This is a genomic window from Xanthomonas bonasiae (assembly GCF_017163705.1).
Classification (GTDB): domain Bacteria; phylum Pseudomonadota; class Gammaproteobacteria; order Xanthomonadales; family Xanthomonadaceae; genus Xanthomonas_A; species Xanthomonas_A bonasiae.
Window position 1 is genome coordinate 533,883 of the sequence record NZ_JAFIWB010000001.1, and the last position, 23,898, is coordinate 557,780.

A 23,898-nucleotide genomic window follows, 5' to 3' on the forward strand; every position below is an offset into this window, starting at 1 on the left:
ACCCGGTCCTTGCCAGGGCGAGATGTTGAGCAGCCAGAACCGCACCCCCTCCCGCCGTGCCCTGCCCCTGCCCGTCTGGCGGCTGCTCGCCTTGCTGCTGGCCTGCGCGGTGCTGACCGCCGCGCCTCCGGCCGCGGCCCAGGATTGGATCTATCGCGTCCGCCCCGGCGACACCCTGTGGCAACTCAGCGACCGTTACCTCAAGCCCGGCCTGGACTGGCAGCGCCTGGGCCGGCACAACGGCGTGTCCGACCCCTATGCGCTGCCGCCGGGGCAGCCGTTGCGCTTCCCGATCGCCTGGCTGCGGGTGCAACCGGCGCCGGCGCGGGTGATCGCGCTGCGCGGCATGGCCAGCGTGCGCGGCATCGGCGCGGCGCCGGCACCGGTCCATGAGGGCATGTTGCTGCCGATCGGCAGCGCATTGCAGACCGAGGCCGAGGCCAGCGTGACCGTGCAGTTCGCCGACGGTTCGCAGATGCAGGTGCGCGAGAACAGCCGCGTGCGCTTCGACCAACTCGCCCGCTACGGCGCCACCGGCATGGTCGATACCCGCGTGCGGCTGGAACAGGGCCGCGCCAGCAACGAGGTGGTCCCGGCCCAGGGCCCGGCGTCGCGCTACATCATCCACACCCCGGCCGGCACCAGCAGCGTGCGCGGCACCCGCTTCCGCGCCGCCGCCGGCGGCGACGGCCAGTTGGCCGCCACCGAGGTGCTGCACGGCGTCGTGCAGGTCGGCAATACCCACGGCCGGCAGGTGCTGCATCCCGGCGAGGCCTCGCGCATGGCCGCCGACGCCTCGCCGCTGCAGGAACAGTTGCTTCCCGCGCCGGCGCTCGACGAGCCGCGCAGCCGCCTCGACCGCGCGCCGTATCTGTTGGCCTGGCAACCGCTGCCGGGCGCGGCCGCGTACCGGGTCGAAGCGGTTGATGCCGAGCGCCGCCAGGTGCTGCGCTTCGCGCGCCAGACCACGCAGGCGCAGATCGCCCTGGACGACCTGCCCGCCGGCCGCCTGCTGTTGCTGGTACGCGGCATCGCCGCCACCGGCGTGGAAGGCGAGGACGCCGAACGGCCGCTGCAGGTGTGGGCCACGCCGCTGCCGCCGCTGACGCTGCAACCCTTGCAGCAGCAGCAATTGCGCACGCCGCATCCGCGCTTCGAATGGACCCGCAGCACCGATGCCACCGCCACCGTGCTGCAGCTGGCGCGCGATGCCCAGTTCAGCGAGCTGCTGTTCGAGCGCGCGACCGACGCCACCCGGCTGCGCGCGCCGGTGCAGTTGCCTCCCGGCGAATACTTCTGGCGCGTGGCCTCGCGCGATGCGCAGGGGCGCCAGGGCCCGTTCGGACAACCGCTGCTGCTGCGGATCAGCGACGCGCCGCTGGACCCGTCGCTGCAACCGCCGGAAGCGGCCAAGAGCCAGCTGACGCTGCGCTGGCAGGCCGGCGAGCCGGGCCAGCGCTACCACGTGCAGATCGCGCGCACGCCGGACTTCGCCGCGCCGCTGCTGCTCGACCGCACCCTCGACACCCCGCAGATCTCGCTGCCGCGTCCGCGCGGCGGCACCTGGTACGTGCGCGTGCAGGAGGTGGACGACGACGGCTACGCGGCGCCGTTCTCGCCGACCCAGGCGATCTCGCTGCCGTGCCGCGGCTGCTATCTGGGCGGCGGTGCCGGCGCGCTGCTGTTGTGGTTGCTGCTGTGAAGGCGCCCACGCCGCTACGCTGGCTTGCGGCCGCGGCGGCGGCACTGCTGGCCGCCGCGCTCGGCCTGTCCGACGGCCTGTGGCGGCTGGACAACACGCTCTACGACACGCTGGTGACGCACTGGCGCTACACCCCCGATTCCACGGTGGTGCTGGTGCTGGTCGACGACCGCAGCCTGCAGGCGCTCGGGCAGTGGCCGTGGCCGCGCAGCACCCACGCGCGACTGCTCGACCGGCTGAGCGAGGCCGGCGTCAAGCGCGTGGCGCTGGACCTGGTGCTGAGCGAACCCGACCAGGCCGACCCGGACAACGATGCGCGACTGGCCGCGGCGCTGCGCCGCAACGGCAACACCGTGCTGCCGGTGACCACCAGCAGCACCGACGCCGGCGAGATGCCGCAGGAACTGCTGCCGGTGCCGGCCATCGGCCGCGCCGCGGCCGGGCTGGCACATACCGACATCGAGATCGATGCCGACGGCGTGTCGCGCGGCATCTACCTGCGCGCCGGCCTGGGCAATGCGCACTGGCCTGCCCTGGGCGTGGCCCTGGCCGGCCTCGCCCCGCCGTGGCCCGGCCTGGCATCGGATGCCGGACAAGCGGACGCGATGCCGTATCGCTGGCATCGCGACGACTACGTCGGGGTCCGCTACGCCGGGCCGCCCGGCAGCTTCCCGCAACTGTCCTACGTCGACGTGCTGGAAGGTCGTGTGCCGGCGCAAGCGCTGCGCGGCCGGCGGGTGATCGTGGGCGTCCGCGCCACCGGCCTGGGCCAGCGCTTCCTGACCCCGATGTCGCACGAAAGCTGGATGAACGGCGCCGAATATCAGGCCAACGTGGCCGCGATGCTGCTCGGCGGACATGCGATCACGCCCTTGTCGAAGAACCAGCAAATCGCCACCTCGGCGCTGCTGGCCCTGCTCGCCGTGCTCGGCATGACCTATTCGGTCCGCCAGCGGCGCTGGCCGTGGCTGGCCTTGCCGGTGATGCTGGCCTTGATCGTGGCCGGCAGCCTGCTGTGCGTGCTGACCACCGGCCGCTGGTTCGCGCCGACCGCATGCCTGGCGGCAGTGACGCTGGTGTCGGCCTGCTGGCTCGGCCTGCGCATCGCGCACTGGCGGCGCCAGGCCCATCGCGATGGACTCACCGGGCTGGCCAACCGCCACAGCTTCGAACTCGCCTTCCATCAGGAACTGGCGATGGCGCAGCGCAGCGGCAAGCCGCTGACCCTGATCGTGGTCGACGTCGATCATTTCAAGCGCTACAACGACGCCCTCGGCCACCACAGCGGCGACCGCGCGCTGACCCTGGTCGCCGCGGCGGTCGCACGTCATGCGCGGCGTGCGCACGACGTGGCCGCGCGCTTCGGCGGCGACGAGTTCGCGATGATCCTGCCCAACACCGCGCTGGACGATGCGCGCCAGATCGCCGAAGCGCTGCTCGAGGACATCCGCCGGCTGACTGTGCCCGGACCACAGGGCCCGGTGCCGATCACCGCCACCCTCGGCGTGCACAGCACCACGGTCGATGCGGATACCCGCCAACGCGACTTCTTCGCCCAGGCCGACGCGGCGCTGTACCGGGCCAAGACCGCCGGCCGCGACGGCTATGCCTGCAGCACGCCCGGGCAGCGTCCGGCACAGCGATGAAATAGCCCACGCCGCGGTTCGGCGTGCACGCGGCAAGGAACAACGCGGAGCCGACGGGCGATACGCGAGGGCGCGACGCCACCGGCCGCGAACGTGGCACGTTGCAAAACCGTGGGCAGCCGCACCCACGGATGCCGAAGACCCCAGCACACCATACCCATGCGAATGGTAAGCTCGCCGCTTCGTCCCGCCTCCACCCGTCATGAACAACGCTTCGCTGTTCCGCTTTGGCCTGAACCTGTGGCCGCCGTTCCTGTTCGCCGGTATCCACCTGGTGGAGCTGAGCCCGGACTACCGCTACGCGCGGGTCGAGCTGCGCATGCGGCCGTGGAACCGCAACTACGTCGGCACCCATTTCGGCGGCAGCCTGTTCGCGATGACCGATCCGTTCTGGATGCTGCTGGCGATGCAGAACCTGGGCAGCGCCTACTACGTCTGGGACAAGGCCGGCAGCATCGAGTTCGTGCGCCCGGGGCGCGGCACGGTGAGCGCGCAGTTCCGCCTGGACGACGCGCTGCTCGACGAACTGCGCACCGCCACCGCCGGCGGCGACAAATACCTGCGCTGGTTCGACAACGAGATCCTCGACGCCCAGGGCGAGGTGGTGGCGCGCACGCGCAAGCAGCTGTACGTCAAGCGCAAGCCGGCGCGGTAGCCGTTCGACGCCGAGGGCATCAGAGCCGGGATGCGCGCAAACGCGCGACGCTGCCTGAGCGGCGGCCCTGGCCTCGCAGGAAAGGCTTCAGCCCGATGCTGTCCCCTGCTTCGTTCGTCGCGGTTGCACCGCTCCTGCCCAGGGGCAGTAACCGGCATGGCCGGCATGCCGTGCCTGCGAAGAACTCACGGCGCGAGCGCCGGACCATCCGCTCCCGCGCCGGCACGCAGCGCGTCAGGGCCGCAGCCTGCTGCCCGGCGACGGCAAGCGCAGCACATCGCCCTCGCTGTCGGCATAAAGCGCCACCTGCACGCCCTGCCCGTCGGCTGTCGCCTGTAGCGGCCGCTGCTCCCCGCGCAACTCGGGCGGTAGCGCTGCCAGGCGCTGCGGCAGCGGCTGCGTGCCGGGATGCGCACGCAGCCACAGCAATGCCGAGGTCAGCCGCATCGCCGCAGCGGTATCCTGCAGCCTCCATTGCGGACCGCCGGCGACGGCGGACGGCGGCAAGCTCACCATCGCGCATCCGAACTGATTGGCCAGGCAGGCGAACGGCGAGCCCACCGATGCGGTCATCTGCGCCGGCGCCAGGCGCCGGTCTTCGCGCAGGCTGGCGCGCACATCGGCCGCGCACAACCGGGTGTAGGCCGGTGCGACCAGCGCCTCGCTACGCGCGCGGTCGAACAAGAGCGTCAAGCCCATCGATTCGTACCAGCGCTGGCGCGGCGCAGCGCGCGTGCGGTCGAGTTCGTCCAGCGCCGCGAACAGCGCCTGCGCCTCGCCGTGCATCGGCCGGCATAGGCTGACCTCGTCGACCGACAGCGGCGCGAAGGCCTGCGCGCACTGCGCCGGCAGCGCCTGCTGCGCGGGCAGCTCGGCGAGCATGGCGGCGAACAGGCGCGCATTGCCGCGCAACATCGCCGCCCCGATCGTCGTCGTCAGCACGTTGTCGCCACCGCGCAGCAAGACCCGCGCCACACTGGCGTCGTTGCAGACTCCGGCCAGGGCCGGAGCGGTCCGGCCCTCGACGAAATCCAGAGCGCGGCGCATCTGCGGCGTCTGCAGCACCGAGAACGCAGGCAGCGCCCCTTCCTGGTGGGCCGGGAATGGCGTGCGATAGCCCGATGCCGCCGTCGGCACCGGCATGCGCGCCAGTAAGGCGTCCTGCGTGGCCAGCGCCTGCGCATAGTCCCGCGGCCGCGCACGCACCTTGGCCAGGCAATCGTCGGCGTTCCAACTGCAACGCGGCACGCGCTCGGACGGCCAGTCCGGCGTGCGCGGATAATCACTGGCCGCACTGCGCAACGGCTGCCCGGCCAAGCCCTGGCGGAACCTGCGCAAGTCTTCGTCGAGCACCGCCTGCCGCTGTGCCGGCGGAATGGCGTAAGGCAGCAGCCACAGGTCGACGAACAGGTTCGGCCCCTGCAGCGGCGGCGGCGGTTGCCGCAGCTGCGCCAGCGCAGCGCGCTGCGCCGCTGGTACCGGCCACAACCTCGATGCCAGATACAGCGCCACGGCCAGCAGCAGCACCGCGCCGAGCCCTCCCCCGATCCACTTGCCGATCCTTGCCACGCCGCTTCCCCAATCGCACCTGCACGGAGTGCGCCATCTTAGCCGTCGGGCGCAGCGGCAGGCGCAGCGCGCCGCTACACTAGGCGGATGTCGCCCGATACCCCCGCTCCGCACCCCCGCCCGTCCCTGCAACGGCTGTTCTTCACCGGCCTGCTGACCCTGCTGCCGATCTGGCTGACCTGGGTCGTGGTCAAGTTCGTGTTCGTGCTGCTGTCGGGCATCAGCAGCCCGTGGGTGGTGCCGCTGTCGGCACGCATCGCCGCCTCGTTCCCGCACGAGATGGGCTGGGCCACCGCGCTGTGGGTGCAGAACACCATCGCGCTGGTCGCCACCCTGGCGGTGATCCTGCTGGTCGGCATCCTCAGCCGGCGGGTGATCGGGCAACGCCTGCTGCGCTGGTTCGAGGCGGTCATGCGCCGCATCCCGCTGGCCAGCGTGGTCTACGACAGCGCGCGCAAGCTGCTGGACATCCTGCAGACCCAGCCCGGCAGCACCCAGCGCGTGGTGCTGATCGACTTCCCGCACCGCGACATGAAGTCGGTGGGCCTGGTGACCCGGGTGATCAAGGAACAGGGCACCGGCCGCGAGCTGGCCGCGGTGTACGTGCCGACCACGCCGAACCCCACCTCCGGCTACCTGGAGATCGTGCCGGTGGAGCTGCTGACCCCCACCGACTGGAGCGTGGACCAGGCGATGAGCTTCATCATCTCCGGCGGCGCGGTGGCGCCGGACAGCGTGCCGTTCACCCGCACCATGGACCGCTGAGGGAAGACGCATGCGCAACGGCACGCTCGACGATCGCGCCGTTCGCCTGTTCATCGGCCTGGCCGCGTTCTTCTGCGTCAATGCCGCGCTCGCCGAATTCATCGGGGTCAAGATCTTCGCGCTGGAAGACACCCTGGGCATCGCGCCGCTGAACTGGGACCTGTTCGGCCAGACCGGCTCGATGAACTTCACCGCGGGCACGCTGCTGTGGCCGCTGGTGTTCATCCTCACCGACACCATCAACGAGTTCTTCGGCCGCCGCGGGGTGCGCTTCATCTCCTGGCTGGCGGTGGCATTGATCGGCTACGGCTTCCTGTTCGCATTCGCCGCGATCGCGCTGGCGCCGGCCGGGTTCTGGGTCGGCGCGGCGCAACACCAGGGCGTGCCGGACTACCAGGCCGCGTTCGCGGCGGTGTTCGGCCAGGGCCTGTGGACCATCGCCGGCTCGCTGGTCGCGTTCCTGGCCGGGCAGCTGATCGACGTGGCGGTGTTCCACCGCATCCGCAACGTCACCGGCGAAAAGCACGTGTGGCTGCGCGCCACCGGCTCCACCGCGGTGTCGCAGCTGATCGACAGCTTCGTGGTCATCTACATCGCCTTCGTGCTCGGCCCGCAGCACTGGTCGATCCCGCTGTTCCTGGCGGTGAGCACGCTCAACTACATCTGCAAGATGCTGCTGGCGGTGCTGCTGATCCCGCTGCTGTACCTGATGCGGCGGCTGATCACCGACTACCTGAGCCCCGAACGCGCCGAGCAGCTGCGCGAGGAAGCCGCGGCCGACTGAGTGCGCGGATCGGCCGCGCCGGCGCGGCAACGAGCGGATCCGCGCGCCCGGATGCATCCCGTATTCGCACGGCCGTCGCACCGCTGGCGCGGCCGTCTTCTCGCCCATGCACGGCCGGCGCAAACGCCGAAGACAACCGCCCCGCCTGGGTCGCGCGCGCCATGCGCACCCGCCGCCCCGGCCGCACCTGCCCTCTGGCTTCCCGGGTTTTTCCTGACCGCGCGCGCGGCGGTGGGTGGCCTCCACGGTGCGGATCGGGCAAGCTCCCGTGCTCGCTTGTCGTTGGAGCCCGCAATGCCGCCCAGCTTTCCCCGCCTGCTGTCGCTCGCCATCGCCGCCGTCCTGAGCCTGTCGCTGGCCGCACCGGCGGACGCGGCCAAGAAGAAGGCCGTCAAGAAACAGCAGACCGTGCAGACCCGCAGCAAGGCCAAGAAGGCGCGACCGGCACCGGCGCCGGTGGTGCGCAGCAAGGCCGAGCAGCTCAACCGCCTGTACGACGACTACTGGGAAGCGTCACTGAAGCTCAATCCGCTGCAGGCCACGTTCCAGGGCGACAGCCGCTACAACGACCAGTTGCCCAACTTCCTGTCGCCGGCGTTCCGCCAGCAGTCGCACGACTTCACCGTGCTGTGGCTGGGCAAGGCCGAGGCGATCGGCAAAGAAGGGCTGAGCGGGCAGGACCTGCTCAGCTACGAGATCTTCGTCAGCGATGCGCGCACTGCGCTGGAAGCGGAGAAATACCCGAGCTGGATGCAGCCGGTGAACCAGTTCTACAACGTCGGCAGCATCATGGTGATGCTCGGCTCGGGCACCGGCGCGCAGCCGTTCCGCACGGTCAAGGACTACGACAACTGGTCGCGGCGCGCGCTCGGCATTCCCGCCCTGTTCGACCAGGCCATCGCCAACATGCGCGACGGCATGAAGGCCGGCGTGGTGCAGCCGCGCGCCTTGATGGAAAAGGTGCTGCCGCAGCTGGACGCGATCATCAAGCCCACCGCCGAGGAGAGCCTGTTCTGGGGTCCGGTGCGCAACCTGCCGGCGGACATGCCCGAGGCCGACAAGCAGCGCATCACCGCCGACTACAAGCGCCTGATCGAATACCGGATCATGCCGGCCTACCGCGCGCTGCGCGGCTTCATCGCCACCGAATACCTGCCGGCCACGCGCAGCACCGCCGGCGTCGGCGCGCTGCCCGGCGGCGCGGACTGGTACGCGTACAACGTGCGCCAGAGCACCACCACCGACCTGAGCCCGGCGCAGATCCACCAGATCGGCCTGGACGAGGTCGCGCGCATCCAGGCGCAGATCCAGGTGGTGATGAAGCAGGTGAAGTTCCGCGGCTCGATGCCGAAGTTCTTCAAGTTCATGCAGACCGACAAGCGCTTCACCTTCAAGAGCGAAGACGAACTGCTGAACTACTACCGCGGCCTGGAGACGCGGGTGGACGTGGCGGTGCCGCGCCTGTTCGCGCTGAAGCCGAAGGCGGCGTTCGAGATCCGCCCGGTGGAGCCGTACCGCGCGCAGTCGGCGGCCAGCGGCTCGTACATGCGGCCCAGCGAAGACGGCACGCGCCCCGGCATCTTCTACGTCAACACCTACGACCTGCCCAGCCGCAAGACCTGGGACGCGGAAGACCTGTATCTGCACGAGGCCATCCCCGGCCACCACTTCCAGCTCGGCCTGCAGCAGGAGCTGAGCAACCTGCCCAAGTTCCGCCGCTTCGGCGGCGAGACCGCCTACATCGAAGGCTGGGGCCTGTACACCGAATCGCTGGGCAAGGAACTGGGCCTGTACCAGGATCCGTACAACTACTTCGGCTACCTGCAGAACGAATTGTGGCGGGCGATCCGCCTGGTGGTGGATACCGGCCTGCACAGCAAGGGCTGGACCCGCGAGCAGGTGATCGACTACATGCTCGAGAACTCGGCCACCAGCCGCACCGATGCCGAAGCCGAGGCCGAGCGCTACATGGCCATCCCCGGGCAGGCGCTGTCCTACAAGATCGGCGAGATGAAGATCCTGCAGCTGCGCGAATACGCCCGCACCCAGCTCGGCGCCAAGTTCGACATCCGCGAGTTCCACGCCGAGATCCTGAAGGACGGATCGGTACCGCTGGACGTGCTGCAGGAGAAGATCGAACGCTGGGTGGCGAGCAAGAAGGGTTGAGCGACGCGGCCCGGCTCGTATGGGAGGGGCTTCGGCCCCGACCGGGCCTTGCCGATAAAAAGCGGTCGGGGCTGAAGCCCCTCCTACAGTGGACTCCCGGCGCGTCGGGGCAGCCTGCGTTGCTCCCCAGAGCCGGCGTCGGTACAGCGCCGACAGGTTCGCCGGATCAACCACCGTGCAACGCGTTCGCGCGCAACCGCTGCGCCAGCTGCGCGATAGCGCGCGGCGTGGTGCGGCAACAGCCGCCGATCAGACGCGCGCCGGCAGCGCGCCAGGCATCGACACGGCCGGCCAGACCGCAGGCATCGCCGCCGTCGCCATCCCAGCGCTTGCCAGCGGCGTCGTAGCGCTCGCCGGAGTTCGGATACGCCACCAGCGGCAACCGGGTCAGCGTCGCCAGATGCTGCAGCGCCGGGGTGCACAGCGCCGGCGCGATGCAGTTGACGCCGAGCGCGACCACCTGCGGATGGCCATCGAGCAGCGCCGCCACCTCGCGCAGCGGCGTGCCGTCGCTGAGGTGCATGGCATCGCGCAGGGTGAACGAAAACCACGCCCTGCCCTGCGGAAACTCCCGCAGCAACGCCAGCAGCGCAGCGACCTCCGCCGCCGACGGCTGCGTCTCGCAGGCCAGCAGGTCCACGCCCGCGTCGACCAGCGCGGCGATGCGCGGGCGGTGGAAGTCCAGCATCTGCGCCTGCGGCAGCGCATAGTCGCCGCGGTATTCCGAACCGTCGGCCAGATAGGCGCCATACGGCCCCACCGAGCCGGCGACCAGCAGTGGGCCGGCCTCGGGATGCGCGGCCCGATGCGCGTCGCGCGCCTGCAGCGCCAGCTTTGCGCTCAGCACGATCAGCCGCCGCGACTGCACCGGATCGATGCCGCGCGCGGCGAACCCCAGCGGCGTAGCCTGATAGCTGGCGGTGATCGCGCATTGCGCGCCGGCTTCGAAATAGTCCAGGTGCACCTGGCGGATCAGCTGCGGCTGCTCGAGCAGCACCTTGGCCGACCACAGCGCATCGCCGAGGTCGCAACCGCGCGCCTCCAGCTCGGTGGCCAGTGCGCCGTCGAGCGCGATGCAGCGGTCGTCGGCCAGCAGCGCGGTCAACGGGTTGTGCGGCATGCTCGCGTCCTCGCCGGCGAAACGTGATGCCGCCATTGTGTCAGGCGGTGGCCGCTGCGCGGAATGTGGGCGGTCGCGCGCACCGCCATTTGCGCACACGCAGCGGACGGCACCGCCGCCGTATGCGAACGCATATCCCGCGCCACGCATCGCACAGACTCACACCTGACGCTGCGCTATGCTCGGCGCATGGCCGACCCTCTTCCTTCCTTGCCGGAGCAGCGCATGACGTTCACCGCGTTGACGCCGATGCTGCGCAGCGCCGACCTTGCCGCGGCGCTGGCGTTCTACACCGACACGCTGGAGTTCCGTCTCGACAGCGGTGGCGCGGACGCCGGCTGGGCCTCGCTGCGACATGGGTCGCTGGCGCTGATGCTGGCCGCGCAGCAGGCCACCACCGAGACTGCCGTAGCCGGTTTTCCCGGCTCGCTGTACTTCCGCACCGACGACGTCGACGCCTGGTGGCAGCGGCTGCAGCCGCGCGCGCGCATCGCCTATCCGCTCGAGGATTTCGCCTACGGCATGCGCGAGTTCGCGATCCACGATGCGGACGGCCACCTGCTGCAGTTCGGCCAGGCGCTGTGCCGATGAGCCTGACCCTGCGCGGCGTGCACCACGTGGCGATCATCGCCTCCGACTACGCCCGCTCGAAGGATTTCTACTGCCGCATCCTCGGCCTGCGCGTGATCGCCGAGGTCTACCGCGACGCGCGCGACTCCTGGAAGCTGGACCTGGCCCTGCCCGACGGCACCCAGATCGAACTGTTCTCGTTCCCCGCGCCACCGCCGCGGCCCAGCCGTCCGGAAGCCTGCGGCCTGCGCCACCTGGCGCTGCGCGTGGCCGACCTGGACGCCGCCGTCGCCCATCTGCAGGCGCACGGCGTGGTGACCGAGCCGATCCGCATCGACGAATACACCGGGCGCCGCTTCACCTTCTTCGCCGACCCGGACGACCTGCCGCTGGAGCTGTACGAGACCGGCTGAGCGGCGCCATGCCCGGGCGGTCCGGCCCTGTCGCACATCCACCCGCAGGCGCGCTCGCCGGCACGCAGCGTCGCCGATGGCAATGACTTCCGGCGCATGCGGCAGCGCACGATCGCACCAACAATCGGATATCGACCAGGGGAAGGTACGCCATGCTGCAGATCCGCGAGCTGTCCAAGACCTACGCCAATGGCGTCCATGCGCTCAAGGGCGTGACCCTGGACATCCCGCGCGGCATGTTCGGCCTGCTCGGCCCCAACGGCGCCGGCAAGTCCTCGTTGATGCGCACCCTGGCCACGCTGCAGGAAGCAGATTCCGGCAGCGCCACGCTCACCACCGCCGATGGCCAGACGATCGATGTGCTGCGCGACAAGGACGCGCTGCGGCGCAAGCTCGGCTACCTGCCGCAGGATTTCGGCGTCTATCCCAAGGTCAGCGCGCTGGACCTGCTCGACCATTTCGCAGTGCTGAAAGGACTCACCGAGCGCCGCCAGCGCAAGGAGCTGGTCGAGGGACTGCTGCAGCAGGTCAACCTGTGGGACGCGCGCAAGCGCAAGCTGGGCACCTATTCCGGCGGCATGCGCCAGCGCTTCGGCATCGCCCAGGCGCTGCTCGGCAATCCGCAGTTGGTCATCGTCGACGAACCCACCGCCGGCCTGGATCCGGAGGAACGCAACCGCTTCCTCAACCTGCTGGCCGAAATCGGCGAGAACGTGGTGGTGATCCTGTCCACCCACATCGTCGAAGACGTCACCGACCTGTGCCCGGCGATGGCGATCATGAACAAGGGCCAGGTCCTGCTGACCGGCCGCCCCACCGACGCCATCGCCACGCTCAGCCAGCAGGTCTGGCGCAAGCAGGTGCCCAAGAGCGCGCTGGCGGAGTACGAAGCGCGCTTCACCGTGCTGTCGACCCGGCTGGTGGCCGGCAGCCCGGTGATCCATGTGTTCAGCGCCGAGTGCCCGGAAGCGGGCTTCGAACCGGTCTCGCCCGACCTCGAGGACGTGTATTTCCAGCGCCTGCGCCAGCAGGCGCGGGCCGCCTGACGGAGCGACGACCATGATCCTGGCTTTCCTGCGCTTCGAGCTGCGCGAGCAGCTGCGTTCTCCCCTGCTGTGGCTGCTGGCCGCGCTGCTCGCCCTGCTCGCCTTCGGCGCCAGCTCCAGCGACGCGGTGCAGATCGGCGGCGGCATCGGCAACGTCCACCGCAATGCGCCCTCGGTCGTCGCCACGATGATGACCGTGTTCACCCTGGTCGGCCTGCTGGTGGCCACGCTGTTCGTCAGCAATGCGCTGCTGCGCGACTTCGAGCTGGGCACCGCCGAACTGGTGTTCTCCAGCCCGGTAAGGCGCCGCGACTATCTGCTCGGACGCATCGGCGCGGCCTTGCTGGCCTGCATGGTGATGTACCTGGTCATTGCGTTCGGCATCTTCATCGCCCAGTTCATGCCATGGATCGACCCGGTCCGGCTGGGGCCGGTGGCCGTCTCGTCCTACCTGTGGACGCTGGCGGTGATGGTGCTGCCGAATGTGCTGTTCGCCACCGCACTGTTGTCGCTGCTGGCGGTGACCGCGCGCAACATCCTGTGGGTGTATGTCGGCGTCATCGTGTTCCTGGTGCTGTACGGGGTCAGCCGCGCGGTGCTGGCCGACCTGGACAACGTCTGGGCGGCCACCCTGTCCGAACCGCTCGGCATCCGCGCGCTGGCGCAGACGCTGCGCTACTGGTCGGCGGAAGAGCGCAACCACAACCTGCCCGAACTCGGCGGCTATCTGCTGGCCAACCGTGGGCTGTGGCTGGGCGTGTCGGTGCTGCTGTTCGCGGCGACCTTCGCCCTGTTCCGCACCGAACGCAGCGGTACCCGCCGCCGTTTCGGCCGCAAGCCGCCACCGCCGGTTGTCGCGGCGCCCATGGCTGCAGCCGCGACCGCTGCGCGCGCCGTGCGACTGCCGGCAGTCGTCCCTTTCGCGCAAACCGGCGCCGGCTGGCGGCAACTGCTGCGGCAGGTGCGCTTCGACACCCTGGGCGTGTTCCGCAGCGCGCCGTTCGTGGTCCTGCTGCTGCTCGGCATCGCCAACTTCGTGCCGCAGGCCTTGTTCGGCGGCACCTACTACGGCACCGACATCTGGCCGGTGACCTCGATCATGTTGCAGGGACTGCAGAACAGCTACAGCTTCCTGCTGGTGATCATCGTGCTGTTCTACGCCGGCGAACTGGTGTGGAAGGAACGCGGCGTGCGCATCGACGGCATCACCGATGCGATGCCGGTCCCGAACTGGGTGCCGCTGCTGGGCAAGCTGTTGACCCTGATCGCGGTGATCGCAACGTTCCAGGCGGTTGGCGCGCTGGCCTCGATCGCGGTGCAGTTGGGCAAGGGCTATACCCAGATCGAACCGCTGCTGTACCTGAAGACGCTGGCGCTGGGCTCGGTGTTCTACGTGCTGATGGGCGGCATGGCGCTGGTGCTGCAGGTGCTGAGCAACAACAAGTTCCTCGGCTATGCGCTGCTGATCCTGCTGCTGATCGGGCAGGTGGCGCTGTCGATGCTCGACTATACGCAGAGCCTGTACAACTTCGGCAGTTGGCCGAATGCGCCGTATTCGGACATGAACGGCTTCGGCCACTTCCTGCCTGGGCAGCTGTGGCTGCAGGGCTACTGGGGCCTGTTCCTGCTGACCTTGCTGTTGCTGGCGGCCGCGTTCTGGCCGCGCGGCGTCGGCCACGGACCGCGCCAGCGGCTGCGGCTGGCACGGCAGCGCCTGCGCGGCGGCGCCGGGGTCGCGGCCGCGCTGTCGCTGCTGGCGTTCGCCGCGGTCGGCGGCTGGATCTACTGGAACACCAACGTCTACAACACCTTCCGCTCGCCCGACCAGGAACTGGACCTGCAGGCCCGCTACGAGCGCGACTACCGCAAGTACAAGGACCTGCCGCAGCCGCGCATCGTCGCCGTGTCCAACCAGGTCGATCTGCACCCGGAAACGCAGTCGGTCGTGGTGGATGCCACCTGGACCGTACGCAATACCCACGCCACGCCGATCGGCGACGTGCACCTGGGCATGAGTGGCGAGGACGGCGACGACACCCTGGTCGCGGTGGACCTGGGCGGGCAGACCCTGGTCAAGCACGACAAGACGCTGGGCTATCGCATCTACCGGCTGACCACGCCGCTGCAGCCCGGCGAGCAGCGCACGTTCCGCTTCCGTGTCGATCGCCACCCGCACGGGCTCACCGTGCGCCAGGCGCAGAGCGAGATCGTGGGCAACGGCAGCTTCTTCAACAGCAGCATGCTGCCGTGGTTCGGCTACAACGAACGGCAGCAGATCGAGGACCGCAACGAGCGCCGCAAGCGCGGGCTCGGCGAGCCCACGCGCATGCCCAAGCTCGAGGACCAGGCCGCGCGCGCCAACACCTATATCAGCGACGATGCCGACTGGATCGATTTCGCCACCACCATCTGCACCGCGCCGGATCAGATCGCACTGGCGCCCGGCTATCTGCAGAAGGAATTCAGCCGCCAGGGCCGGCGTTGCTTCAGTTACGCGATGGACCGGCCGATGCTGAATTTCTATGCCTACCTGTCGGCACGCTGGCAGGTGAAGAAGGCGCGCTACAAGGACATCCCGATCGAGGTCTACTACGACGCCAAGCATCCGTACAACGTGCAGCGCATGATCGAGGGCGTGCAGAAGTCGCTGGCCTACTACGAGCAGCACTTCACCCCGTACCAGCATCATCAGGTACGCATCATCGAGTTCCCCGGCTACCAGAGCTTCGCCCAGTCCTTCGCCAACACCATCCCGTACTCGGAGTCGATCGGCTTCATCGCCGACCTGCGCGACCCGGACGACATCGACTACGTGTTCTACGTCACCGCGCACGAAGTGGCGCACCAGTGGTGGGCGCACCAGGTGATCGGCGCCAACGTGCAGGGCGCGACGATGCTGTCCGAATCGCTGGCGCAATACTCGGCGCTGATGGTGATGGAGCAGGAGTACGGGCGCGCGCACATGCGCCGCTTCCTGAAGTACGAACTGGACCGCTACCTGAGCGGACGCGGCGGCGAGAGCCTGGAGGAGCTGCCGCTGTACCGCGTGGAGAATCAGCAGTACATCCACTACCGCAAGGGCTCGCTGGTGTTCTACCGGCTGCGCGAGGAGATCGGCGAGCAGGCGCTGAACCGCGCCTTGCACAAATTCCTGCTGGCAAAGGCCTTCCAGCAGCCGCCTTACACCACGTCGGCCGAGCTGCTGCAGTTCATCCGCGCCGAGGCGCGCCCCGAGCAGCAGGCGCTGATCACCGACCTGTTCGAGAAGATCACCTTCTACGACAACCGGGTCGAAGCGGCGACCGCGCGCAAGCGTGCCGATGGCCGCTACGACGTGACCCTGCAGTTGCACGCCGCCAAGCACTACGTGGACGGCAAGGGCAAGGAGCGCGACGGCGCGCTGGACGACTGGATCGAGGTCGGCGTCTTCGCCAAGGGACCATCGGGCAAGGAACGCGACGAGAAGGTGCTGTACCTGCAGCGCCTGCACGTGACCACCGCCGCGCCGACGATCACGGTGACCGTGGAGCGCTTGCCCAGCGAAGCCGGCTTCGATCCGTACAACAAGCTGATCGACCGGGTCTCGGACGACAACCGCAAGCAGGTGACGCTGCAATAGCCAGGGCTGCCGCTTCGGCGGCGGCGGGTACGCCGCCGGCCAGCCGGGACCCCTCGCGCCGCGGCCCGGATCGCGCGGCGCCGCCAGCCGCCGGCCCGGCAGCGCTGCCGACTCGCTGAACCGCCCGCGTCCGGCGATTCCCAGCACCATACGCTTGGGTATACAGTCGGCTCCAGGTCGGCATCGCGCCGGCCGCTTCGCACACACCCTGGGAGGGGACACATGCGCACCACCTTCAAGACCCTGCTGCTGGCCCTGCCGCTGAGCGTGGCCGCGTTCGTCGCGCAGGCCGCCGACACCTCGCCGGTCGGCCGCTGGCAGACCATCGACGACGAAACCGGCAAGCCCAAGTCCATCGTGCAGATCGAGCAGGCCGGCAACGGCACGCTGAGCGGCAAGGTCGTCGAGATCCTGCAGTCCAACCACGGCCCGAACCCGATGTGCGACAAGTGCGACGGCGCGCAGAAAGGCAAGCCGATCAAGGGCATGACCATCCTGTGGGGACTGAAGCCGGACGGCACCGCGGTGTGGAGCGGCGGTTCGGTGCTGGACCCGGCCAAGGGCAAGACCTACAAGGCCAAGGTCACCCTCACCGACGGCGGCAAGAAGCTGCAGATGCGCGGCTATATCGGCATCGAGGCGCTGGGGCGGACGCAGACCTGGATCAGGGAGTGAAGAGCCGGGATTCGGCATTCGGGATTCGGGATTGGTAAAAACGGGGCGCCTTCGGGCGCCCCTTTTTTTGCAGGCAGCTACTACGCCCCTGCAGGTACTGGGATATCTCCAATCCCGAATCCCCAATCCCGGCTTTCCAGACTAGTGCGATAATCGCGATCCCCCAGGATCGCCGTTCGCCATGACCCGCACCGCTCTCGTCACCACCGCCCTGCCCTATGCCAATGGTCCGCTGCACCTGGGCCATCTGGTCGGCTATATCCAGGCCGACATCTGGGTGCGCGCGCGGCGGCTGCGCGGCGACCGCACCTGGTTCGTCTGCGCCGACGACACCCACGGCACGCCGATCATGCTCGCCGCGGAGAAGGCCGGGGTCACCCCGGAGAACTTCATCGCCAACATCCAGGCCAGCCACGAGCGCGATTTCGCCGCGTTCGGCGTGGCCTTCGACCATTACGACTCGACCAACTCGGCCGCCAACCGCGCGCTGACCGAGGCGTTCTACGCCAAACTCGAGGCCGGCGGCCACATCGCGCGGCGCTCGGTGGCGCAGTTCTACGATCCGGCCAAGGGCATGTTCCTGCCCGACCGCTACATCAAGGGCATCTGTCCCAACTGCGGCAGCGCCGACCAGTACGGCGACAACTGCGAAGTCTGCGGCGCCACCTATGCGCCGACCGAGCTGAAGGAGCCGAAGTCGGTGATCTCCGGCGCCACTCCGGAATTGCGCGACTCGGAGCACTTCTTCTTCGAGGTCGGCCGCTTCGACGGCTTCCTGCGCGAATGGCTGGCCGGCGACGTGGCCCTGCCCGGGGTCAAGGCCAAGCTGATGGAGTGGCTGGACAGCGAGGGCGGGCTGCGCGCCTGGGACATCTCGCGCGACGCGCCGTACTTCGGCTTCGAGATCCCCGGCCAGCCGGGCAAGTACTTCTACGTGTGGCTGGACGCGCCGATCGGCTACCTGAGCAGCTTCCAGACCCTGTGCGCGAGCCTGGGCGAAGCGTTCGAACCGCACCTGGCCGCCGGCACCGCCACCGAACTGCACCATTTCATCGGCAAGGACATCGTCAACTTCCACGGCCTGTTCTGGCCGGCGGTGCTGCACGGCACCGGCCACCGCGCGCCGACCCGGCTGCACGTCAACGGCTACCTGATGGTGGACGGCGCGAAGATGTCCAAGTCGCGCGGCACCTTCGTGATGGCGCGCACCTACCTGGACGTGGGCCTGGAGCCGGAAGCGCTGCGCTACTACTTCGCCGCCAAGTCCTCCGGCGGCGTGGACGATCTGGACCTGAACCTGGGCGACTTCGTGGCGCGGGTCAATGCCGACCTGGTCGGCAAGTTCGTCAACCTGGCCAGCCGCTGCGCCGGCTTCATCGACAAGCGCTTCGGCGGCCGGCTGGCCGATGCGCTGCCGGACCCGGCGCAGTACGCGCGCTTCGCCGCCGCGCTGGCGCCGATCCGCGACGCCTACGAGCGCAACGACGCGGCCAGCGCGATCCGCCAGACCATGGCCCTGGCCGACGAGGCCAACAAGTACATCGACGAACACAAGCCGTGGGTGATCGCCAAGCAGGACGGCGCCGACGCGCAGTTGCAGGCGGTGTGCACGCAGGGCCTGAACCTGTTCCGGGTGCTGGCCGGCGCGCTGAAGCCGGTGCTGCCGCGCACCAGCGCCGAGGCCGAAGCCTTCCTGTCCGCGCCGCTCACCGCCTGGGAAGATCTCGACGCGCCGCTGCTGGCGCACGTCATCCAGTCCTACACCCCGCTGTTCACCCGAATCGACCCCAAACTGATCGACGCCATGACCGACGCCTCCAAGGACACCCTCGCCCCCGCGCCCGCCGCCAAGCCGGCGCCGGCCAAGACCGAAGCGAAAGCCGCCGCGAATCCCGAATCCCCACTCCCCAATCCCGGCCTAATCGGCATCGACGATTTCGCCAAGCTCGACCTGCGCATCGGCAAGGTGCTGGTCTGCGAATTCGTCGAGGGTTCGGACAAGCTGCTGCGTTTCGAACTGGACGCCGGCGAACTGGGCAAGCGGCAGATCTTCTCCGGCATCCGCGGCAGCTACGCCGAGCCGGAAAAACTGGTCGGCCGCAGCGTGGTGTTCATCGCCAACCTAGCCCCGCGCAAGATGCGCTTCGGCCTGAGCGAAGGCATGATCCTGTCGGCCGGCTTCGACGGCGGCGCGCTGGCGCTGCTCGACGCCGACAGCGGCGCGCAGCCGGGGATGCCGGTGCGTTGAATGCCGGGATTGGGGATTGGGGATTCGTTGAAGCGGATCCCTTGCCCGATCCGCTCCATGACGCGCTTTGCGAATCCCCAATGCCGAATCCCCAATCCCTTGCTCTTTTCGACTTCGACCACACAGTCACCACCACCGATACCTATTCGCGGTTCCTGCGTCGCGTCGCCACGCCGCGGCAGCTGGCGCGGGCGAAGTGGTCGGTGGGGCCGTGGCTGGCCGGGTATCGGCTGGGCCTGGTGTCGGCGCAGGCGATCCGCAGGCGGGTCACGCGGATCGTGTTCGCCGGCCGGGCCGTAGAAGAGATCGCCGCGCACGCCCGGGCGTATGCGCACGAGGTGCTGCCGACGCTGCTGCGGCCGGAGATGATGCAGCGCATCGCCTGGCATCGCGCGCAGGGCGACCGCGTGGTGCTGGTGTCCGCGTCGCTGGACCTGTACCTGCAGCCCTGGTGCGAACAGCACGGGCTGGAGCTGATCTGCAACCGCCTGGAAGCGCGCGACGGCCAGTTGACCGGGCGCTATGCCGATGGCGATTGCGGACCGCACAAAGCGCGGCTGATCCGCGCGCGCTACGATGTGGCCGCCTATCCGCGCGTCTACGCCTACGGCGACAGTCGCGAAGACCGGCCGATGCTGGCGCTGGCCCACGAGCGCTGGTACGGCGGACGCCGCATCGTCTGACCCTCGCCCTGCAGCGCGCCGCATCCGACGCGCCGAATCCGCCATGAAGCCCGCCCACGACACTCTGCTGGAACGCCTCGATCGCCTGCTGCCGCAGACCCAATGCGGCCAGTGCGGCTTCGATGGCTGCCGCCCGTACGCTGAGGCGATGGCGCGCGGCGCGGCGCAGGTGGACCGTTGCCCGCCCGGTGGCGATGCCGGTGCGCGGGCGCTGGCGCGCGTACTGGGCACGGTGCCGCTGCCCTACGACCGCGGCCGCGGCACGCACACGCCGCCGCAGGTGGCGTTCGTGATCGAGGCCGACTGCATCGGCTGCACCAAATGCATCCAGGCCTGCCCGGTGGACGCCATCGTCGGCGGCGCCAAGCACATGCACACGGTGCTGGCGCCGCTGTGCACCGGCTGCGAGCTGTGCGTGCCGGCCTGCCCGGTGGACTGCATCGAGCTGCGCCCGGTCTAGGCGCGCGATCCGCCCCCGCGCAGATCGCGCCACGCTTGCGCATGCATGGGGCAAGCAAGTGGGATGAACATGTGTCCACGCCCGCGAGCAGCTGCAGCACCGCGCGGGCGCCGGAGCGCTCCTGCGCCGGGCTTGCCGGGACAGTCACCGCCCCGCACCGCGTGACCTGACGCGGCCTGCCCGGACTGGACGACGCGCCCTGGCGCCCGGCATCGGCCGACCTTCAGCGCATCCGGATCGGCGTCCGCTGCGTATTGCCAGCTGTCACCGTTTCGCGGAAGCGCCACGCATGCCCATGCCGATCGCCACGTCCCCCCTCGCCCGCGCGCGCCTGCCGCTGGCCGCCGCTGCGTGCCTGGCCGCGCTGGGCGTCGCCGCCCCGGCGCGGGCGATGCTGCACTACGACGGCCTGGCCTATGCGCCGAACGGCCAGCAACTGCTGTACCGCGAGAGCCACTGGGTGCGCGACGACGGCGCGCGGCTGGTGCTGTACCGCTGCGCCGACGGCACGCCGTTCGCGCGCAAGCGCATCGCCGACGGCGGCATCGCCCCGGATTTCGAACTGGTCGACGCGCGCAGCGGCTACCGCGAAGGCGTGCGCCGTGCCGGTGGCGGCCGGGTGATGTTCAGCCAGCGAGACGGCGAGCCGGAACGCAGTGCGCCGTTGCCGGCGACGGCGGCGCCGCAGGTGATCGATGCCGGATTCGATGCCTTTCTGCGCCTGCACTGGGACGCGCTGAGCCAGGGCACACCGCAACGCGTCGCCTTCGTGTTGCCCAGCGCCCTGCGCACGCTGGAGTTCCAGATCAAGCCCGCGGCGGCCGACGCCGGCGTGCAGCGCTACACCCTGTCGGTGGACGCCTGGTACGGCGGCGTGCTGCCGAATATCGCGGTCGCCTACACGCGCAACGACCGCCGCCTGCTCGAATTCCGCGGCATCGGCAACGTCCGCGACGCGCGCGGCCGCTACGCGCAGGTGCGCATCGATTTTCCCGAGCGGCTGCGCGGCCAGGCCGACGCCGCCGCATGGAACCAGGCGCTGCAGCAACCCCTGGTCGCGCAATGCGCCGCGCGCTGAATCGCGCCGGCGCCACCTTCACGTCCGTCTGCGTCGCGGCCGCTACACCTATGCAGCGGTCCCCCACACCTCCCGACAAGGAACATCCATGGCCAAGGCCTATCTATGGTTCAACGCTGCGCTCTACGCAGTCCTCGCGCTGTGGTGCACGCTGTTGCCGGCGCAGACCGCCGCCGCGGTCGGCTACATCGGCCTGGACCGCTCCGGGCAGTCCGAATACCTGGTCATCTACGGCGGCCTGCAATTGGGGATGGCGTTCCTGTTCGGCTATTTCGCCCGTAGCGGGCAGACCCGTAACGGGCTGGTGCTGGCGCTCGCCTTCTACGTACCGATCGTGCTCTACCGCAGCGCCAGCCTGCTGCGGCTGTGGCCGGTCGGACCGACCACCACCGGCCTGGCCGTGTTCGAGATCGCGCTGCTGCTCGCCGCGCTCGCGCTGTGGCGCGGGCAGCGTCGTTGAGCGACGCGCGCGCCGAAAGCCTGTAGCATCGCTGCCACCTTCGCCACCGCTCCCCGGCATGACCGAGACGCCCGATCACGACGAAGCAGGCCAATTGCTGGTCGCCACTGCGGCCGGCGACAGCGCCGCGTTCGAACGCCTGTACCGCACCACGTCGTCGCGCCTGTTCGGCGTGTGCCTGCGCATCGTGCCGCAGCGCGGCGAAGCCGAAGACGTGCTGCAGGAAGTGTTCACCTCGGTCTGGCGCAAGGCCGCGCAGTTCGATCCGCAGCGCGCGCGCGGCCTCACCTGGCTGACCATGATCGCGCGCAACAAGGCCATCGACTACCTGCGCGCGCGCGCGCCGGCGCGTCAATCCGTGGCGCTCGACGACGCCGGCGAACTGCACGACGACGGCCGCGACCCGCTGGCCGAGACCGAGTGGCGCGTCGCCGGACGGCGCCTGGACGTGTGCATGGGCGAACTGGAGCCGCCGCGCGGCGACCTGATCCGCACCGCGTTCTTCGAGGGCATCACCTACGAGGAACTGGCTCACCGCAGCGGAACGCCATTGGGCACGGTCAAGAGTTGGATCCGGCGTGGTCTGGCCAAGCTGAAGGCGTGCCTGGAACGATGAACGCATCCGTGCCCGATCCGCAGGAAACCCCGCCGCCGCGCGACGTGCTGGCCGGCGAATACGTGCTTGGCGTGCTCGATGCAAGCGAACGCCGCGCCGCCGAACAACGCATCGACGCCGACGCCGAGTTCGCCGCGGCGGTGACGCAATGGCAGAAGCACCTGATGCCGCTGGCCGACGAGATCGCGCCGGTCGCGGTGCCGGAGCGCGTGTGGGTGCGCATCCGCGCATCGCTCGGCCTGGATGCGCCGGTGCCGCGCGCGCCGACGGCATCGCCTGGCTTCTGGGAAAGCGTGCGCACCTGGCGTTGGCTGAGCGCCGGCGGTTTCGCCACCGCAGCGGCGTGCATGCTCACGCTGATGGTCGCGCGGCAGCCGCTCCCGCCGCAAACGCCCACCCCGCCGGTCGCCACGGCGCCAGCCGACACCGGCATCGCGATGACCTCGACGCTGATGCAGGACGACGGCAAGCCCGGCTACGTGGTGCTGATGGACGCCGACAAGAAGCGCATCACCCTGACCCCGCTGGCCGGCAGCCGCGATCCCGCGCGCGTGCCGGAGCTGTGGCTGATCCCGGCCGACGGCAAGGCGCGCTCGATGGGCGTGTTCGACGACGCGCAGGCGCGCGCGGCGCGCATTCCCGACGCGCTGATGCCGTTGCTCAGCGACGGCGCCTTGCTGGCGGTGACGATGGAACCACCCGGCGGCGCGCCCGGCGGCGTCGCCACCGGTCCAATCGTGGCAAAGGGCGGTATCAGCACGCTGCGCCTGGCGCCGTAGCCAGGCCGCCGCGGCGCCAGCTGTTCCTTCTCCCTGCAGGAGAAGGTGCCCCGAAGGGGCGGATGAGGGTATGGGCGAAGCCTCAAAGATCCAGACGCGCCCGCCTGCCCGTGCCGACGTACCCTCACCCCAACCCTCTCCCGGTGGGAGAGGGGCTACTGCGGCTCGCAGACAATGCAACGCAGACTGCGCACCTCCCTTCTCCCTGCGGGAGAAGGTGCCCCGAAGGGGCGGATGAGGGTACGGGCGAAGCCTCAAAGATCCAGACGCGCCAGCCTGTCCGTGCCGACGTACCCTCACCCCAACCCCTCTCCCGGCGGGAGAGGGGCTACTGCGGCTCGTAGACAATGCAACGCAGACTGCGCAGCAACGCAGACTGCGCACCTCCCTTCTTCCTGCGGGAGAAGGTGCCCCGAAGGGGCGGATGAGGGGACGGGCGAAGCCTCACAGATCCAGATGCGCCCGCCTGTCCGTACCGACGTACCCTCACCCCAACTCTTCTCCCGGCGGGAGAGGGGGCTACTGCGGCTCGTAGACAATGCAACGCAGACTGCGCACCTCCCTTCTTCCTGCGGGAGAAGGTGCCCCGAAGGGGCGGATGAGGGTACGGGCGAAGCCTCACACATCCAGATGCGCCAGCCTGGCCGTGCCGACGCACCCTCACCCCAACCCCTCTCCCGGTGGGAGAGGGGCTTGAGCGCCGTGTGTCGGTGACACGCTCGGCGCTCGCGCTGCGCGTGATCATCAGAAGCACCGCGAACCCGCACGTTCACCCGGCCACCACTCGCGCGCAGGCAGCATCGCCGCAGCCGTCGCGCATGCGCCGGGCAGCCTGATCCTCCGA

The 23,898-nt window shown here is 69.7% G+C and carries 20 protein-coding genes; 18 read left to right on the forward strand and 2 right to left on the reverse strand.

The window, feature by feature from the left end:
* Window positions 1-22 precede the first annotated feature (22 nt).
* The 3 genes from JR064_RS02190 (at window position 23) to JR064_RS02200 (ending at window position 4,003) form a co-directional block, all read left to right on the forward strand.
* Window positions 23-1,702, forward strand: a complete 1,680-nt coding sequence (locus JR064_RS02190; protein ID WP_206228646.1) for a FecR family protein — start codon at window positions 23-25, stop codon at window positions 1,700-1,702.
* Entirely contained in the window at window positions 1,699-3,348 is a 1,650-nt protein-coding gene (locus JR064_RS02195) for a CHASE2 domain-containing protein (RefSeq protein WP_206228739.1), read from the forward strand. The genes JR064_RS02190 and JR064_RS02195 overlap by 4 nt, the downstream gene beginning before the upstream one ends.
* A 202-nt stretch (window positions 3,349-3,550) precedes the next feature.
* The gene (locus JR064_RS02200) at window positions 3,551-4,003 is read left to right on the forward strand and encodes a DUF4442 domain-containing protein (RefSeq protein ID WP_206228647.1); all 453 of its coding nucleotides are present in this window, start codon (window positions 3,551-3,553) and stop codon (window positions 4,001-4,003) included.
* A 234-nt stretch (window positions 4,004-4,237) separates the two neighbouring features.
* Here the strand turns inward: JR064_RS02200 and JR064_RS02205 are convergent, their stop codons facing one another.
* Complete coding sequence (locus tag JR064_RS02205) at window positions 4,238-5,572, reverse strand: hypothetical protein (protein ID WP_338123855.1); 1,335 nt, start codon at window positions 5,570-5,572, stop codon at window positions 4,238-4,240.
* Window positions 5,573-5,659: 87 nt separating this feature from the next.
* On the opposite strand from JR064_RS02205, the gene JR064_RS02210 reads away from it, so the two are divergent.
* The 3 genes from JR064_RS02210 to JR064_RS02220 all read left to right on the forward strand — a co-directional run bounded on the left by JR064_RS02210 (window position 5,660) and on the right by JR064_RS02220 (window position 9,287).
* Window positions 5,660-6,337: a DUF502 domain-containing protein gene (locus JR064_RS02210; RefSeq protein ID WP_179563772.1), complete on the forward strand. Its 678-nt coding sequence runs from the start codon at window positions 5,660-5,662 to the stop codon at window positions 6,335-6,337.
* A gap of 10 nt (window positions 6,338-6,347) precedes the next feature.
* Window positions 6,348-7,121, forward strand: coding sequence for a queuosine precursor transporter (locus JR064_RS02215; RefSeq protein ID WP_206228648.1), 774 nt, complete (start codon window positions 6,348-6,350; stop codon window positions 7,119-7,121).
* A 294-nt stretch (window positions 7,122-7,415) separates the two neighbouring features.
* Entirely contained in the window at window positions 7,416-9,287 is a 1,872-nt protein-coding gene (locus tag JR064_RS02220; RefSeq protein WP_206228649.1) for a DUF885 domain-containing protein, read from the forward strand.
* Between the two features lie 166 nt (window positions 9,288-9,453).
* Here the strand turns inward: JR064_RS02220 and mmuM are convergent, their stop codons facing one another.
* Window positions 9,454-10,407, reverse strand: a complete 954-nt coding sequence (gene mmuM / locus JR064_RS02225; protein ID WP_206228650.1) for a homocysteine S-methyltransferase — start codon at window positions 10,405-10,407, stop codon at window positions 9,454-9,456.
* Between the two features lie 225 nt (window positions 10,408-10,632).
* Here mmuM and JR064_RS02230 point away from each other — a divergent pair, with 225 nt between their 5' ends.
* From JR064_RS02230 to JR064_RS02285, 12 genes are all read left to right on the forward strand, one after another.
* The gene (locus JR064_RS02230; protein WP_191824771.1) at window positions 10,633-10,998 is read left to right on the forward strand and encodes a VOC family protein; all 366 of its coding nucleotides are present in this window, start codon (window positions 10,633-10,635) and stop codon (window positions 10,996-10,998) included.
* Window positions 10,995-11,390, forward strand: coding sequence for an SMU1112c/YaeR family gloxylase I-like metalloprotein (gene gloA2 / locus JR064_RS02235; RefSeq protein WP_206228651.1), 396 nt, complete (start codon window positions 10,995-10,997; stop codon window positions 11,388-11,390). The genes JR064_RS02230 and gloA2 overlap by 4 nt, the downstream gene beginning before the upstream one ends.
* Before the next feature lie 152 nt (window positions 11,391-11,542).
* Window positions 11,543-12,436 carry an ABC transporter ATP-binding protein gene (locus JR064_RS02240; RefSeq protein ID WP_206228652.1) on the forward strand — a complete coding sequence of 298 codons (894 nt, stop codon included), beginning with the start codon at window positions 11,543-11,545 and terminating at the stop codon, window positions 12,434-12,436.
* Window positions 12,437-12,449: 13 nt separating this feature from the next.
* Window positions 12,450-16,055: an ABC transporter permease/M1 family aminopeptidase gene (locus JR064_RS02245; RefSeq protein ID WP_206228653.1), complete on the forward strand. Its 3,606-nt coding sequence runs from the start codon at window positions 12,450-12,452 to the stop codon at window positions 16,053-16,055.
* Window positions 16,056-16,277: 222 nt separating this feature from the next.
* Entirely contained in the window at window positions 16,278-16,730 is a 453-nt protein-coding gene (locus JR064_RS02250; protein WP_191824773.1) for a DUF2147 domain-containing protein, read from the forward strand.
* A 181-nt stretch (window positions 16,731-16,911) separates the two neighbouring features.
* Window positions 16,912-18,978 carry a methionine--tRNA ligase gene (gene metG / locus JR064_RS02255; protein ID WP_206228654.1) on the forward strand — a complete coding sequence of 689 codons (2,067 nt, stop codon included), beginning with the start codon at window positions 16,912-16,914 and terminating at the stop codon, window positions 18,976-18,978.
* Window positions 18,979-19,058: 80 nt separating this feature from the next.
* On the forward strand, window positions 19,059-19,661 hold the full coding sequence (locus JR064_RS02260) for an HAD family hydrolase (RefSeq protein ID WP_206228655.1): 603 nt from the start codon (window positions 19,059-19,061) through the stop codon (window positions 19,659-19,661).
* 43 nt (window positions 19,662-19,704) lie between these two features.
* Window positions 19,705-20,121 carry an Rnf electron transport complex subunit RnfB gene (rnfB, locus tag JR064_RS02265; protein WP_206228656.1) on the forward strand — a complete coding sequence of 139 codons (417 nt, stop codon included), beginning with the start codon at window positions 19,705-19,707 and terminating at the stop codon, window positions 20,119-20,121.
* Window positions 20,122-20,410: 289 nt separating this feature from the next.
* Window positions 20,411-21,199 (forward strand): hypothetical protein, encoded by a 789-nt coding sequence (locus JR064_RS02270; RefSeq protein WP_206228657.1) that lies wholly within the window; start codon window positions 20,411-20,413, stop codon window positions 21,197-21,199.
* Window positions 21,200-21,287: 88 nt separating this feature from the next.
* Window positions 21,288-21,659 carry a DUF4345 domain-containing protein gene (locus tag JR064_RS02275; protein WP_206228658.1) on the forward strand — a complete coding sequence of 124 codons (372 nt, stop codon included), beginning with the start codon at window positions 21,288-21,290 and terminating at the stop codon, window positions 21,657-21,659.
* A 58-nt stretch (window positions 21,660-21,717) separates the two neighbouring features.
* Entirely contained in the window at window positions 21,718-22,275 is a 558-nt protein-coding gene (locus JR064_RS02280) for a sigma-70 family RNA polymerase sigma factor (protein WP_206228659.1), read from the forward strand.
* Window positions 22,272-23,054 (forward strand): anti-sigma factor, encoded by a 783-nt coding sequence (locus JR064_RS02285; protein ID WP_206228660.1) that lies wholly within the window; start codon window positions 22,272-22,274, stop codon window positions 23,052-23,054. Before JR064_RS02280 ends, JR064_RS02285 begins: the two co-directional genes overlap by 4 nt.
* Window positions 23,055-23,898 lie beyond the last annotated feature (844 nt).

What these genes read in the sequence shown, in the direction of transcription:
- JR064_RS02245 (WP_206228653.1), top strand. Translation starts at nt 12,450, where the DNA reads ATGATCCTGGCTTTCCTGCGCTTCGAGCTGCGCGAGCAGCTGCGTTCT.
- JR064_RS02220 (WP_206228649.1), top strand. Translation starts at nt 7,416, where the DNA reads ATGCCGCCCAGCTTTCCCCGCCTGCTGTCGCTCGCCATCGCCGCCGTC.
- mmuM (WP_206228650.1), bottom strand. Translation starts at nt 10,407, where the DNA reads ATGCCGCACAACCCGTTGACCGCGCTGCTGGCCGACGACCGCTGCATC.
- JR064_RS02250 (WP_191824773.1), top strand. Translation starts at nt 16,278, where the DNA reads ATGCGCACCACCTTCAAGACCCTGCTGCTGGCCCTGCCGCTGAGCGTG.
- JR064_RS02210 (WP_179563772.1), top strand. Translation starts at nt 5,660, where the DNA reads ATGTCGCCCGATACCCCCGCTCCGCACCCCCGCCCGTCCCTGCAACGG.
- JR064_RS02200 (WP_206228647.1), top strand. Translation starts at nt 3,551, where the DNA reads ATGAACAACGCTTCGCTGTTCCGCTTTGGCCTGAACCTGTGGCCGCCG.
- JR064_RS02215 (WP_206228648.1), top strand. Translation starts at nt 6,348, where the DNA reads ATGCGCAACGGCACGCTCGACGATCGCGCCGTTCGCCTGTTCATCGGC.
- metG (WP_206228654.1), top strand. Translation starts at nt 16,912, where the DNA reads ATGACCCGCACCGCTCTCGTCACCACCGCCCTGCCCTATGCCAATGGT.
- rnfB (WP_206228656.1), top strand. Translation starts at nt 19,705, where the DNA reads ATGAAGCCCGCCCACGACACTCTGCTGGAACGCCTCGATCGCCTGCTG.
- gloA2 (WP_206228651.1), top strand. Translation starts at nt 10,995, where the DNA reads ATGAGCCTGACCCTGCGCGGCGTGCACCACGTGGCGATCATCGCCTCC.
- JR064_RS02280 (WP_206228659.1), top strand. Translation starts at nt 21,718, where the DNA reads ATGACCGAGACGCCCGATCACGACGAAGCAGGCCAATTGCTGGTCGCC.
- JR064_RS02240 (WP_206228652.1), top strand. Translation starts at nt 11,543, where the DNA reads ATGCTGCAGATCCGCGAGCTGTCCAAGACCTACGCCAATGGCGTCCAT.
- JR064_RS02270 (WP_206228657.1), top strand. Translation starts at nt 20,411, where the DNA reads ATGCCCATGCCGATCGCCACGTCCCCCCTCGCCCGCGCGCGCCTGCCG.
- JR064_RS02190 (WP_206228646.1), top strand. Translation starts at nt 23, where the DNA reads ATGTTGAGCAGCCAGAACCGCACCCCCTCCCGCCGTGCCCTGCCCCTG.
- JR064_RS02260 (WP_206228655.1), top strand. Translation starts at nt 19,059, where the DNA reads ATGCCGAATCCCCAATCCCTTGCTCTTTTCGACTTCGACCACACAGTC.
- JR064_RS02285 (WP_206228660.1), top strand. Translation starts at nt 22,272, where the DNA reads ATGAACGCATCCGTGCCCGATCCGCAGGAAACCCCGCCGCCGCGCGAC.
- JR064_RS02230 (WP_191824771.1), top strand. Translation starts at nt 10,633, where the DNA reads ATGACGTTCACCGCGTTGACGCCGATGCTGCGCAGCGCCGACCTTGCC.
- JR064_RS02275 (WP_206228658.1), top strand. Translation starts at nt 21,288, where the DNA reads ATGGCCAAGGCCTATCTATGGTTCAACGCTGCGCTCTACGCAGTCCTC.